The organism is Halotia branconii CENA392, from assembly GCF_029953635.1.
Classification (GTDB): domain Bacteria; phylum Cyanobacteriota; class Cyanobacteriia; order Cyanobacteriales; family Nostocaceae; genus Halotia; species Halotia branconii.
In genome coordinates, this window is the sequence record NZ_CP124543.1 from 4,622,373 (window position 1) to 4,636,579 (window position 14,207).

Sequence of the window (14,207 nt, forward strand, 5' to 3'; positions counted from 1 at the left end):
TTATCTGATACTACACCTTTCACGGGACTCTTGCCTAACTTTACCGTTCATGGCGGCTTCTTGCAAAGTCATGAAAGCATTTAAATCTTCCAAGTCATATCGGGTAGTCAACAGATGCCGTAATTGGTTTTCTGCCTCAACCGTTAAATAGCCAGTTATCAAAGCCTGTTGCACAATATCACGAATCCGATTCATGGTTGATGCCTCTTACATACCACATTGATTGTTTAGTCTTACTCCGGTGGATTATGCAGTAGTTTTTTGTGCTTAAGCCTTCAAGTTACTGAACTTTTTTTGGGCAATAATCAGAAAATAGGTCATTTTTTACACCTAGATTTACAACGTTTTATTGTTGAAGTTTGCCGTATAAAACATTTTAGAACTTTAGATACTGTGCTGTTAAAACACAATATTGTTGACAACTAAATCCACACACCAGAGTAAAGAGTCTTATTGGTTTGTATTGACAGAATTTGTTTACTTAAAGTTTCAAACAAGCCTGATGAAATTTCTATTAAGCCAACGATATCTAAGCAACAACTATCAAGTCACCTAACGAAACTCTTAATTATCAAAGAGAAAAATTTGATTGATGTATCCGAAAAGACATTTAAAACTTTGCTTGACTGGTAGGCAGGCAACCCATTATCTTTAAAATTAATCGCTAGCGCTATTCAGGAGCAGCAAAATAATAAATATATTAGAGTTATCGCCACGGCAGTCGCAAAGATCAATGTTAGAAGCTATAGAGTTATTACAAAGGCGATCGCTGATTGAAAAGCAAGCATCTAGCTTTTATTTAAACAAAGTGTTGATAGAGTATATAATTGAGCGTTTAATATAATAAAATTATCAACTAACTGAAAAATAAGAAAGCTATCCATAACAGTTGCCGAGTAGGTTAGCACAAAAACTAAACTTATAATTGATCGCTGGAGTGGAGTGACTAGTGAGCAGTTTATTACAAGGAGTCAATCTATACTTAATTGGGATGATGGGTGCTGGTAAAACTACGGTAGGACAGTTACTAGCACAGCAATTAAGTTATGGATTTGTAGATACCGATAATATAATTGCCCAAGCAGCAGGAAGATCTATTAATCAAATATTTGCACAAGAAGGAGAAGCAGCGTTTCGTCAGTTGGAAAGCGACGTACTCGCCCAGGTTTGTGCTTATACAAGGTTAACTATAGCTACAGGTGGAGGAATTGTCTTAAGGCGAGAAAACTGGAGTTATCTGCATCACGGTTTGATTGTGTGGCTAGATGTGCCAGTGGAGATAATTTACAACCGTTTGGCAGAAGATACAACAAGACCATTGTTACAAGATATTGATCCTCAAAGCAAACTGCGATCGCTCCTCGAACAACGAACACCACTTTACTCCCAAGCCGATTTACATATCACCATCTCTAAGGGAGAAACACCAGAAGAAATTGCTACAAAAGTTATGCAAGCAATTCCTAGCGTCCTGAAAAAGCCTATTTCTCATTCATAGGGAATGAATGATAAGTAGGTCGGCGTAAATAATTATTGTTGGAATAAGGCAGGGGGCAGGGGGCAGGGAGCAGGGGGAAAAAGAGTTTGAGCCTTATTTACTTTTCGTTACATAGTTTGGTTTTATTTCACCGACTTACTTACATATCCGCAATATATTAGAAGTTGAGCAATCAATATTTCAATTGGATATTGCTGTTTCTGCTACATTACAAATAATTTCTTCTAATGTTTTAAGTAATTCTTGTTCGTTGTATGGTTTAGAAAAATATGCTCTCGCCCCTAATTGCATTGCTAGCTGTCGATGTTTATTACTACTCCGAGAGGTAAGCATGGCAACTGGGATTTTCTTCATATTCAAATTAGAATTTATTCGACCTAAAAAGCCGTAACCATCAAGGCGAGGCATTTCAATATCGCAAATTACAGCTTCAACTTTTAAACCACTTTCTAGTTTTTCCAGGGCATCTTGACCGTCTTTCGCTTGTTCTACTTCGTATCCTCCTTTTTCGAGGGTCAAAGCTAAGAAACGGCGCACATTAATCGAGTCATCGACAATCAAAATCATGCCTTTAGGTTTGGCAGGAGTTGCTGGTATTTTTTGGGCATCAAAAAATAAAAATGGCGTTTTCAATCTGGCTGATGGTAATTGATTGTTTCTTGGAGTGCGTTGATTAGTCGCAATCCAATACAGCAACTCATTGGTATTAACTAATGCCACTACTCGACCATCGCCAAGAATTGTGCAGTTGTTAAAGCCTTCAGGTAAAGGTATATTGCCTTCAACTTGGCGAATAGCAACTTCTTGTTCACCCCAGCAACGGTCTACTTGGATGGCTACTGATTGATTATTACCTTTAACTATTAATACACTACTAGCGTTAATGGCTGCGGGAGTTTCTAGTTCTAGACTATCGTAACGTGGACAATTAAATTCAAAGTAGCGGTTTAAGCGAATTAAGGGCAGCATAGTTCCTTGCCAATTGAGAACTTCACTACCTGCCATTGGAAAAACTCGCTCGTTTTGCAATAAAAAGATTTCCGCAACGACATCTGTAGAAAATGCCAATAACATTTTATTACTTTCTACTAACAAAACTCTGGCAACGGAAAGTGTAAATGGTACTGAAAGGGTGAAGGTAGTACCCACACCAAATTCTGTATCAACTGTAATATCTCCTCGCACTAATTTAAGGTTATTACGAACTACATCCATCCCCACACCGCGGCCAGATAATGCCGTTACTTGGTCGGAGGTGCTAAACCCTGGTTCAAAAATTAGTGACAATAGTTCGTCATCACTAGCACTATCTACTAAAGCTGCATCTAATTTCATCGCTAAAGCACGGGAGCGAATTTTATCTAAAGAAATACCCCGACCATCATCACGCATAGTAATAATGGTGCGATTACCACGGTGCATAGCTTTAATTTCAATTAATCCTTGTTCTGGTTTACCTAATGCATGACGAGTGGTTGCATCTTCAATACCATGATCAAAAGCATTTCTCAGCAAGTGCATTAAAGGATCATTCAAAGCTTCTAAAATACTGCGTTCAATTAAGGTATTACCACCTTCAACTTTCAGCTGGACATTTTTGCCGTGTTCTACATTTAAATCACGCAAAGCTCTTGGAAAACGTTCCACTAAATCAGTCAAGGGACGCATCCGAATGTGAGTGAGTTTTGTTTGTAATTGTTTTGATGTTTTGCTTAGTTTACGAGCAATTTGATCTGTATCATCAACACTTAATTGAATGTCGGTAGAGACTTCTTGTACTTGCACAATGGTCTCCATAACTTCCTGCGATCGCAGGTTTAATTCGTTATATCGATCCATTTCTAAAGCATCAAATTCTTGTGTATGCTGGCGATCATCAGGGACGATGATTACACTATCTGGCATCGCCGCAGTTTCAGTACTAATCTTGTCATAAGCTGTACGCAATTCCTGATTCTCTCGATCAAGAATTTGTACTCGCTGGCTAAGATGACGAACAAGTTTACGTAACTTTTCCAGGTGGGAGTTTAATCCATTACGTTGGACGATTAGTTCTCCAAATAAATCATTAATTTGCTCAAGTTGTTTACTAGGTACTCGGACAGTATTATCGTGGGCTTCACGATCTTTATTAACACTAACTGCCTCTAATTTAGTTTCACTGGGAGAAATTTCTGGAGTAAATAAGATATTTGTTTCTGAGACATCAGCAAGATTTGTTTCCTCAGCTACTATTTCGATGTCATCTACATCTGTAGCGAGAAATTGAGCGATCGCTTCTGCTTTTGACAGTGGCTCAGAAACAATATTATTTACTGGAGCTTTGGCAACTTCACTTAATTCAATATCCGTAGGTAAATTATCTCGTTGATTTGTCAACACCAAAGCTTGCGATCGCCGCCATGCTTGCAATGCTAACTGAGCAATTTCAGCAACGCGATCAGGGGGCGGCGATTCTATATGACGTGTGATCGATTCGCAAAGTTGGGTAAAAGCTGGTAGTTGAAGCATTTCTCCCAAACCACCTAATTCGGCAGCCATAATTGCCACTTCTTCTTGCAAACATGGCTGAGCGCTATCTGCTAATACAGATTCGAGCCGCTGCAAACATCCTTCTACTTCGGTTTCAAACAGTAAAGGAATAATATCTTGCCCATCTTCTGGCGATAGCATAGTGGTAGCGTCCTCTGGGGTAGGGTCGCCCAAGCGATCGCGTAGTTCGTCAAAAACTGGGTAACAAAAGGCTGCTAACCACTCTTCCTCTATGGCATTGCCTTCTGATAGTAATTCCACTATTTGACGTAGCCAGTCTACCGCAGACAGAAGCAAAGTTTGTAATTGTGTATCAATATCTAGAGAATTTTTGCTAGTTTTAAAGACTTTTAATAAATCTTCTAAACGGTGAGCTAAATCACTGAGCGATCGAAATCCCATCATCGCTGCCCCACCTTTGATAGAATGAGCAGCTCGGAGGGCGGCATTGATTTTATCTAAATCGACAATGTGGTTACTAGCATTAATTTCTAGCAATACTGTTTCTAAAGTATTGAGGTAATCAGTTGTTTCTTCTAGAAACTGCATCTGGATTTCTAATTCTTTATCCATGATTTTTGTCCTTAGTTAATGGTCAAATACTCTAGCTAGGTGACTCGAAAAATATCTTTCTTTCTGCGCCTCTGCGCGGCAGTCGCTACCCTGCGGGAAGCCGCAGAAGCGTCTACAAGTCGGGAAACCCGACGACAGTCGCCTCAAGTCGGGAAACCCGCCCACGGCGCTGTCTCCCCAATGCGCTGCCTTGCCTCTGCGTGAAAAAATCATCCAGCATTTATGCAACATCTAAAAAACTTCTACATTGACTTTTGACACTTACTTAACTAACTTTGAAAGTCTCAACAGTCTCTTGCAATTGGTGGGAAATCTCTACAGTTTGTTGCAGAGAATTAGAAACTAAACGCGAAGAAGCACTAGTACGTTGTGAGCCAGCAGCGATATCTTGCATTAATTGGCTAATAGTTTGCGATGTTTGTACTTGAGAAGCAGTGGCGGTGGAAATTGACTGCGCTAAAGAGTCAATTTGACGAGATACATCTAAAATCTGATTCAGACTTTGCTTGGCCTCTTCTACAATCCGCGTACCTTCTACGACTTGAGTAGTTCCTATTTCCATCGCCTGTACTACTTCGCTAGTTTCCCGTTGGATGTTATTGACAATTTGCTCAATTTCTTGAGTTGCGGCTGCACTACGGATTGCTAGTTCACCGACTTCTTCAGCAACGACGGCAAAACCTTGACCTTCTTCACCTGCGCGTGCTGCTTCAATACCGGCGTTGATAGCGAGTAAGTTGGTTTGGGTGGCAATTTGGTTAATTAAGGAGACTACACGCGAAATTTGTTGAGAAGATTCTCCTAAACGTTTCACTTTTTTGGTAGTTTCACCAACGGTTTCCCGTAAGGAAAGGATGTTTTGTACTGTCAAATCCATCGCTTGACCACTTTTAGTAGCGGTGTGAGCTGCATGGTTGGCAACTACTGCTGCTTGTTGGGCGTTGTCGGCTACAGTTCGCATAGAATGAGTCATTTTGTCAACAGCATCTAAAGTGCGGTCTATTTCAGCAGCTTGGATGAGGGCTTCTTCTGCAAGTTGGCGAATGGCTCCTTGGTTAGAACCAATTGCGCCATCTACTTGGGTTGCTGCTTGCTTAACTTGGGTAACAATATCCCGGAGGTTTTCGACAATGGAGTTGAAAAAGTCGGCAACTGTGCCAATTTCGCCGGTAGTTACGTCTGCACGGACTGTCAAATCACCCCTAGCTGCACCTTCTACGTTGTTGAGTAGTTCTAAAAGTTGCTGTTGTAGTGTTTCTGTTTGCGAATCTTGTTGATTAATATTTGTACTCAATACCCCTAACTCGTCTTCTGGTTTTGTCTCTAGACGAGTATTGAGTTCACCTTTACCTAACTCTGTTAAGGCTTCGGTGGGGTTGAGAATTGGCTGGGTGTGGCGTTTTGCTAACCAAGCGGCGATCGCGGCGGTAATTAATGCTGTGATAATTGTAGCGATCGCGATCGTCAACAGTAGTTGTCTTTGGGGTGCAAATAAAGTTGTTATATCTGTAGATAATAGTAACTGCCAGTTTAAATCGGGCAAGCCTTTGAGTTTTTGAGATGGGACGTAGCTGACTAGTTCTGGTTTTTGATGAGTTTTTTGAACTGCTGTGAAAGTATTGACTTTTTTGGCTGTTAGCAGTTGAGTCAAACCAGGATATTCGACTTTTGCTTCTTTACCCAATAAAGCTTTTTGGGAAGTTAGAAAAATTTTTCCTGAGTTATCGAGCAAATAATATTGTTGTCCATTACTTGTGTAATTTTTAATCACCTCTGTTAAAGATGTTACAGGCATACGTGCGATGACTACAGCTAGAGTTTTGCTCGTATCAGGATCTTTAACGGGTGCAGTTATGTAAATGCTGGTGACATCAGTATTTTTGGATTTTTCTGGTTTGCTAATAACAGCAGTATCTTTTTGTAGAGTCTGTTGAAAATAGTTGCGGTCTTTTGGATTATCTATAGGTTCGTCTGTGGATTGGATAATTAAGTTACCTTCAAGATCAACAACAGCAATGCTATCATAGGCTTTTTCAGCCTCAATCATTTGATTAAAGACTGCTTTTTTCTCTTGATTACTTGTTCTCGCACTAACTTTATAATTTGCCAAAAATGGCATTTTTGAGAGTAATTGAATATCTTCGTACCGTCCCAATATTAAACGGTTGATTTTCTCTGTTAACTCAACGGCTGTCGCTGTTTGAGCTTGGGTAATTTGTTGAGTAATTGCTTTATTGGCCAAACTATAAGCGATCGCACCTATGCCCAATACTGGTATTGTACCAATAGCGATCGCTAAAATTGTAGTTTTTGTCCTGAAGCCCAGGCGCTTTAAATCATTCTCAGAAGTTAGATTATTAGACTTATTGGGTCGTTGTACTATACCATCGTGGACTTTTTGGGATGAAACAAACCTTGCTCGATTTTGAGTATCACTACTTTTAGTCATGTCAGTTTTATTAAACATACATAAAATTCTCCAGAATAGGTACATGAAAACACTAAAAATGCAAATTTTAGTCAAACCTAATCACTGCGGAGAATAGAAGAATCCACAATTGCTTGGGCATCTAACACCAGCAAGATTTCCTCTTGTTGCACAACGCATCCACATAAATAAGGAACTAAACTAGATGCCACTTGTCCAACCGGAGAACCAATATCATCAGGCACAAACTTAGTTGTACCTTTAATTTCATGTACAACTAAACCTAATAGCAAATTTTCTACTTTTATCACAATCACATTGTATTGTCGTGGTCTATGTTCTAAGAACTCTAAATTGAGCATCTTAGGTAAATCAACTATCCAAATTATCCGACTCCGCCAATTCATTAAACCTAGAATACAAGCAGGTAAGTTGGGCATGGAAGTTATAGTTTCAACTGGCAACATTACTGCTTCTTGTGTGTGCTTCATTGAAATCACAGCAGTAGTTTGTTGATTTAGCTGAAACTTGAGATAGCCATCTAACGTGTTATTTAATATTGGTTGATCTGCAATTGCAATTTGATAATTATTCATAAATTTAAAACACCACTGATTTAATCGCCCGCAAAAGTTGCTCGCGTGTATATGGCTTTGTCATATAAACATCAGCACCTTGTTTCATTGCCCACAATCGATCAATTTCTAAATTTTTAGAACTACATATCACTATGGGTATTTTTTGTGTTATTGGATTTTTTTTCAGAGCGCGACACAATTCAAATCCACTCATCCCCGGCATCACAACATCGGTAATAATCACGTCTGGCTTTTGTAATAAGGCTTTTTCGAGAGCTTCTTTTGCACCGCTAGACTTAATTACGTTGTAACCACTTTCTTGAAGATAATGGCTCATTAGTTCCAATTCACTAGGAGAATCCTCCGCAATTAGAACTGTACCAACTAAGGTCAGATTCACTGAATAAATCTCCTCAAAAATAAGTTAAATTCAATTTGCTGAAATCACAACTAATTCATGTTTAATTAGCCAATGTGTTTAAACACTACTTTCAGTAATTCTGGTTGTGTAAAAGGCTTAGTTAAATAACCTGAAGCTCTAACCATTTTGGCTTTGGCTCTATCAATAAATCCGGTTCGACCAGTCACCATAATAATTGGTGTTTCTTTAAAAGCTGAATGTCTACGTAATAACGAGCATAGCTCGTAACCGTCTAAATTTGGCATTTCCACATCTAATAAAATGAGATCTGGTTTGCTACGAAGAATTTGCATTAAAGCTTTTAAAGGATCGTTAATTGTGACTACTGAAAAGGCATTTTCACCCAAAAATAGTTTGATGGAATTTAACACTGTTTGACTATCATCTATACAAGCAATTGTATAGAGGCTTTTTCTCACAAATGGCTCGTCAACTTTGTTATTCCTATTTTCAGCAGGTTCAAAATTATTTTGTCTTGGTAATAGTTGCCAATTTTGAGGCGACTTAATTGTAGAAAAACTTAAAGAACCCACACCATCACTAACTGGTGACTGAATATTTGGCCGATGTCGTAACTGCTTTTGACAGTGTTCGAGTATTAAACGCAAGTCTAAATAACAAAATTTGGGTAGTTCATCCCAAGAACTTTCAGGATAAAACTCATAGCTGCCTTCTTTGACTACCAAAAATAACTCTAAAACTTCTTTAGCTAATCCTTCTATGAGATTCCCTGCTTGCGTATGGGTAAGATAATCTTGATTAACTAGCCAGCAAATTGCCTGATAGTCTGCGTATTGTATCGACTGATTGCCACTTGTTGGTTCAAACATCAGCCGTGTATGTACGCGAGTAGCGCTATTCAGCGTCGGAATCTTTTGACTCAAACGCCGCAAATGATTATCAAGACGCTCAAATAGATTGTCTGAATAAGAGGCGTAAGTAAGTTTACCATCCTCTAGATTGATTGACCAAGAAGAATCACCAGTAAATACCCGTAAGCAACCTGTAGCATGGCGATTAGTTAATTGTGCCAATAGTGATAATGGATGTAGTTTCTGGATCAATCGGTAGCTATGTAGGGGGGTTGTACTCATTTTGCTTTCACTCAAGCTAAATTCCATACGTGTCAGCCAAATTTGGGCAGAAATTGTGTCACAATTACGATCAAAATACTAATTAACAATTTTGTGTTGCATTAAATACAAGAGTTTCAGGCAGGATTTGTCATAAACTCAATCAAAGCTGCATTTAATTGAGATCGTTAAATTTCTCGCAACCGGATTTTATTGTTTTTTTACTTACGTTCTTGTACTGAGATAAGTTAACGAAAGGTGAAGACTAAATCTAGTCATTGGTCTTAGAGTAACTTTTACTGCTAAGTTACCAAAATCCAACTTTTTTTCTCTCAGTATTTGCACTTAAAGATAATCTGATTGCCTGATTCAGATGGAATTTGATCGTTAATTCAGTGAGACTGCTGAAAGTTCATATAAATTAATCATGAAATTTACCTTAGCTTCTTGTTGTGATTTTCTATATGATTCCCACTGAAGCGATGAATATTAATATAGTCAGCAAAAATTTAGCAGTTTATCTCCATAACACTGAGCTAATACCGTTTCACTTTAAAGTTGATACATTTGGGCAAGCAGGGGAGGCAGCACTTCGGCTGTGCGGTAGTTGAATCTCGACTTCGCGGCAGTTGAGCGTAGTCGAAACTCGATTGCCGCGCAGCGCCGCACTGACTTGTACTGAGCGTAGTCGAAGTAGCCTGTCGAAGTGTCGAAACTCAGTGACAGGAGGCAGGGGGAGTAAGAAAAGTAATTTGTATCAATAATTTCGTAAAATGGTATAACCTGCGTTGGCAAAGCTTAACGTACCCCTTTGGGGAAGCAAGCTAGGTGTAGCGTCTCGTAGAGAAGTGATCGCTTAATTTTATTGACGGGACTTAAACTAAAAATAAAGCCCCAATTTAATCATGTGGACTGAAATTGATACTCATATTAGCCAAGCGACTGGTGAAAAATTTCAAACTCAGCACAAGCGCAGTGTTAGTGGTGGGTGTATCAACCAAGGTTATGCTGTCTCAAATAATGAACTGACATACTTTGTGAAGCTCAATCAAGCATCTCAAGTTGCGATGTTTGAAGCTGAAGCACTGGGTTTAAAAGAAATGATAACAACAGCTAGCATTCGCGTTCCTCAACCTATTTGCTGGGGTACGGCTGGTAATTCTAGCTATATTGTGCTGGAATGGCTGGAAATGGGCAAAAGCAATTCCAACTCTTCCCAAGAAATGGGACGCAAGCTAGCAGCGATGCATAAAACTACTAGCGCTCAAGGTTTTGGTTGGAAAATTAACAATACTATTGGATCTACTCCCCAAATCAACACTTGGACAGCAGATTGGGTAGAATTTTATGCTCAACATCGCCTCGGTTATCAATTTCAGTTAGCTAGACGAAAAGGTGGTAACTTCCCTCAACAAAATCAGTTATTAGCAACTATTCCTGAATTATTGGCAGATTATGAAGTACAACCTTCTTTAGTACATGGCGATTTATGGGGCGGAAATGCCGGGTTTACTGTGTCTGGTGAACCGATGATATTTGATCCGGCGACTTATTTTGGCGATCGCGAAGTGGATATCGCCATGACAGAATTATTTGGTGGATTTCCAGCGGCGTTTTATCAAGGTTACAACGAGGTTTTTCCTTTAGATGCAGGCTATGAAAAGAGAAAAACGCTCTATAATCTATACCACATTTTGAATCACTTCAATTTATTTGGTGGCGGTTATAGTTCACAAGCAAACCGAATGATTGACCAGATTTTGCGCTAAAAAAACCGCCACTTGTAAGAAAAAATCACAAGGGCGGATATTATGGCAGTTCCCAATTACACGAGGTACATAATCCCTAATCTCTAGTTCCTAGTCCCTAGTCCCAGATCTTAAAGAGATATGCCTCACTAAAACGCGAAACGCTATAACCAGTAACTGAAACCAAACAGAATCAGAATTTATCTTGTGGCATACCCATAGAACTATGTCCTTCAGCAAATCCTCCGGCATCAACCTCTTTAAGGAATCCACTGTAGGCTTCCATACCGTGTTCGCCAATATCTAAACCTTCTAGTTCTTCTTCTCTAGAAACCCTAATACCCAAAGTTGCCTTCAGTACTAACCAAAAGATAGTGCTGAGAAGAACTGTCATTCCGCCTACTGAAGCAACACCAAGTAATTGAATGCCAAATTGTCCTAAACCACCACCATTAAATAAACCTTTTGCTGGGCCACCACCATCAGCATACCAAGTAAAAATACCCGGCCCAACTGCCCATAAACCAACTGCCAAAGTTCCCCAAATACCGCAAACTAAGTGAACAGAGGTAGCTCCCACTGGGTCATCAATGCCAAGTTTATCAAAGAAGGTGACAGCGAAAACTACCACTATTCCGGCAATGAAACCAATAACCACAGAACTGGCAATACCGACGTAAGCACAAGGAGCTGTTATTGCAACCAAGCCAGCCAAAATACCATTAATAATCATTGACAAGTCTGGCTTACCCAAGTAAAGCCAAGCTGTAATGGTGGCGGCAATTCCACCCCCAGCCGCAGCCATGTTGGTTGTCAAAGCAATGTGGGTAATCGCACCAGGGTCAGCAGCCATTACCGAACCGGGGTTAAAACCAAACCAGCCTAACCAAAGAATCAAACAGCCCAAGGTCGCAATACTCATATTGTGACCGGGCAGAGCTACGACTTGTCTATCTTGATATTTGCCGATGCGTGGCCCTAAAAATGCAGCCCCCATTAAGGCTGCCCAACCACCAACTGAGTGAACTACAGTCGAACCAGCAAAATCCCAAAAACCCATGTCGGCTAGCCAACCAGCACCCCAAATCCAATGTCCGGTAATTGGGTAAGCAATACCTACAAGTAAAAGACTGAAAATGAGGAAGTCAACAAACTTAATTCGTTCGGCAACTGCCCCAGAAACGATAGTTGCTGCTGTCCCGGCAAACACCAATTGAAATAAGAACTTGGCAGCTAGGGGTACACCAGTCCAACTAATGGCACTAAAAACACCTTTATAAGCATCTCCAGTCGCTGGACTATTATCTACTCCTTTGATGAAAAATCCATTTAAGCCAATAAAGTCGTTGCCATCACCAAACATGAAGCCGAAACCGATTACCCAAAAAGCTATAGTAGCCAGAGCAAACACAATCAAGTTTTTAGCAAGAACATTGACAGCATTTTTCTGACGACAGAAGCCGGTTTCTAACATTCCAAAACCAGCATTCATAAAGAATACTAAAAAAGCAGCGATCGCTACCCATAATGTATCAATAGCAACCTTGAGGTTATCAGTAGTAGCTTTGAGTTGCGCTGTTGTTGGCGCTGCGGCTGGAGTTTGGGCAATTGCGACATAACCCCAACCTAATACAATTAAACAAGCTAGGGGTAAACAGGCTTGCCAGCTAGGAGAAAGTTGCTTAATTTTTGAGGCAAATGTCTGGAATTTTGAGTTAAATTGTGTATTTTTAGCGTAATTCTTTGCCGATAAATGCCTACTTTTTATTTTCGATTTCTGTTTGTACATGAATTTGAACATCTTCCTCCAACAAATAGGAAAAAACAGGTTAACCAGAAAAAACCAACAACTAAGGTTAAATTTAGTGGTTTTTGATATTTTTCATTTAGACCGCTTATTTGCCAACCAGAAATTCAAATAACCTAAATAGGAGTTTAGAAAATTAGTGGTCTTCTGTAAATATTTTTGCGGATGTTCTTAAGAACTTATTACGTAGTTTCCGAAACAGTCAAGTCTCCTTCACTTAATCTTTAATTGAATGTTGGAATGTATAAATGCACAATATTGTCAATATCTATAGCAGGGAACAGTCAACAGTCAACTACTTGGTAGTCGCCATACATCAAAAATATGGTAAAAAGTAACCAGTAAAACTTTGTCTACTGAAATATTCCTCTTGCTAAAGTCCAAAAGCTACTTGATAGTAATCAATTGCAAGTATTACTCCAACAAACTTTGGTAGACGCACAAATAAATTTGATTGATTCTCTATTTACCAAAAGTCTAATTCTGTATTATTAGATACTTTTTACTTTTAATAGTTCTTAAACAAGTCTGGAAATAATTGGACTAAAAAAGCTGTAATATTTACAGCGTCAGACTTTTGCGATATCGGGAGATAAAAGTTAAGAATAATATTAAATTTTTATAAATAAAGTTATCGCTTGATTGTGGACAATACCAATACGTTATTCAATTTCCAGTTGTTTGTTCTACTTACCTCGCTGGGCGTAGATATATGCTAAGTCGTGCAACGTCGCTGCTTGACCTTGGACATATCCAATGTATTGTTTGATTTCCAAGGACTAATTATAAAGTGCGATCGCTTGGTGTAGATCCTGATTCTTTAAATCAATAGAATAAAGATGTACTAAGAACTGAGGACGAGTAAACCCATCATGCTAGAGTACAATCCATTAGCTTGTTTGCCGTCATCTGAAGAACTGCCAGACTCTGACGATACGCCAGTGGATAATGAATTACAAGATTTGATTCCCGGTTTACTCAAAGCACTTTTGGCAATGGCTTGGCCAGAACGCATGGATTGGTTTTTTGGCGTAGATATGGGGATTTATTATGACCCAGATTTACCAGCGATAGTCCCAGATGGGTTTTTGAGTTTGGGCGTAGAGCGATTTTATGATGAAAACCTCCGTCCCAGTTATGTGCTTTGGGAAGAGAAGAAATTACCGATAATAGTGCTAGAGGTAGTGTCTCAGACATATCGCGGTGAGTACTCAACCAAAAAAGCCGAATATGCAAGATTGGGAATTTTGTATTATGTAGTTTACAACCCATTTCGTCGCCGCAAGCCACGTTTAGAAGTTTATAAATTAGTTAATAATGTTTATGAATTACATGATGGAAATCCTGTTTGGCTACCAGAGATTGGTTTAGGAATTGGCATTGAACGAGGAACTTATCTTGGCATACCACGAGAATGGATGTATTGGTATAACCAACAAGGACAACGGTTTTTAACACCAGAAGAAAAAGCTCAACAAGCACAGCAAGAAACTCAATTATTACGAGAACGGTTGCGATCGCTTGGTGTAGATCCTGATTTAATCTAAAA

General features: G+C 39.3%; 10 protein-coding genes. 3 read left to right on the plus strand and 7 right to left on the minus strand.

Features of this window, described 5'->3' with window-relative positions:
• A complete protein-coding gene (locus tag QI031_RS20310) occupies nt 1–195 on the minus strand; it encodes a hypothetical protein (protein ID WP_281481463.1) in 195 nt (64 codons plus the stop codon).
• 754 nt (nt 196–949) lie between these two features.
• On the opposite strand from QI031_RS20310, the gene QI031_RS20315 reads away from it, so the two are divergent.
• Nucleotides 950–1,498: a shikimate kinase gene (locus QI031_RS20315; RefSeq protein WP_281481464.1), complete on the plus strand. Its 549-nt coding sequence runs from the start codon at nt 950–952 to the stop codon at nt 1,496–1,498.
• Between the two features lie 180 nt (nt 1,499–1,678).
• Here the strand turns inward: QI031_RS20315 and QI031_RS20320 are convergent, their stop codons facing one another.
• The 5 genes from QI031_RS20320 to QI031_RS20340 form a co-directional block, all read right to left on the minus strand.
• Nucleotides 1,679–4,603: a hybrid sensor histidine kinase/response regulator gene (locus tag QI031_RS20320; protein WP_281481465.1), complete on the minus strand. Its 2,925-nt coding sequence runs from the start codon at nt 4,601–4,603 to the stop codon at nt 1,679–1,681.
• Between the two features lie 265 nt (nt 4,604–4,868).
• Entirely contained in the window at nt 4,869–7,070 is a 2,202-nt protein-coding gene (locus QI031_RS20325; protein WP_281481466.1) for a methyl-accepting chemotaxis protein, read from the minus strand.
• A gap of 59 nt (nt 7,071–7,129) precedes the next feature.
• Entirely contained in the window at nt 7,130–7,627 is a 498-nt protein-coding gene (locus tag QI031_RS20330) for a chemotaxis protein CheW (protein ID WP_281481467.1), read from the minus strand.
• Nucleotides 7,628–7,631: 4 nt separating this feature from the next.
• Nucleotides 7,632–8,009 (minus strand): response regulator, encoded by a 378-nt coding sequence (locus QI031_RS20335; protein WP_281481468.1) that lies wholly within the window; start codon nt 8,007–8,009, stop codon nt 7,632–7,634.
• Nucleotides 8,010–8,074: 65 nt separating this feature from the next.
• Nucleotides 8,075–9,124: a response regulator gene (locus tag QI031_RS20340; protein ID WP_281481469.1), complete on the minus strand. Its 1,050-nt coding sequence runs from the start codon at nt 9,122–9,124 to the stop codon at nt 8,075–8,077.
• A gap of 884 nt (nt 9,125–10,008) precedes the next feature.
• Between QI031_RS20340 and QI031_RS20345 the strand changes: the two genes are divergently transcribed.
• Nucleotides 10,009–10,872 carry a fructosamine kinase family protein gene (locus tag QI031_RS20345; protein WP_281481470.1) on the plus strand — a complete coding sequence of 288 codons (864 nt, stop codon included), beginning with the start codon at nt 10,009–10,011 and terminating at the stop codon, nt 10,870–10,872.
• Nucleotides 10,873–11,044: 172 nt separating this feature from the next.
• Here the strand turns inward: QI031_RS20345 and QI031_RS20350 are convergent, their stop codons facing one another.
• Nucleotides 11,045–12,640 (minus strand): ammonium transporter, encoded by a 1,596-nt coding sequence (locus QI031_RS20350; RefSeq protein ID WP_281481471.1) that lies wholly within the window; start codon nt 12,638–12,640, stop codon nt 11,045–11,047.
• A gap of 890 nt (nt 12,641–13,530) precedes the next feature.
• Here QI031_RS20350 and QI031_RS20355 point away from each other — a divergent pair.
• On the plus strand, nt 13,531–14,205 hold the full coding sequence (locus QI031_RS20355; RefSeq protein WP_281481472.1) for a Uma2 family endonuclease: 675 nt from the start codon (nt 13,531–13,533) through the stop codon (nt 14,203–14,205).
• The last annotated feature ends 2 nt before the right edge of the window (nt 14,206–14,207 follow it).

Coding starts and splice junctions, on each gene's coding strand:
- QI031_RS20345 (WP_281481470.1), top strand. CDS start 10,009: ATGTGGACTGAAATTGATACTCATATTAGCCAAGCGACTGGTGAAAAA.
- QI031_RS20340 (WP_281481469.1), bottom strand. CDS start 9,124: ATGAGTACAACCCCCCTACATAGCTACCGATTGATCCAGAAACTACAT.
- QI031_RS20320 (WP_281481465.1), bottom strand. CDS start 4,603: ATGGATAAAGAATTAGAAATCCAGATGCAGTTTCTAGAAGAAACAACT.
- QI031_RS20330 (WP_281481467.1), bottom strand. CDS start 7,627: ATGAATAATTATCAAATTGCAATTGCAGATCAACCAATATTAAATAAC.
- QI031_RS20325 (WP_281481466.1), bottom strand. CDS start 7,070: ATGTTTAATAAAACTGACATGACTAAAAGTAGTGATACTCAAAATCGA.
- QI031_RS20310 (WP_281481463.1), bottom strand. CDS start 195: ATGAATCGGATTCGTGATATTGTGCAACAGGCTTTGATAACTGGCTAT.
- QI031_RS20355 (WP_281481472.1), top strand. CDS start 13,531: ATGCTAGAGTACAATCCATTAGCTTGTTTGCCGTCATCTGAAGAACTG.
- QI031_RS20350 (WP_281481471.1), bottom strand. CDS start 12,640: ATGTACAAACAGAAATCGAAAATAAAAAGTAGGCATTTATCGGCAAAG.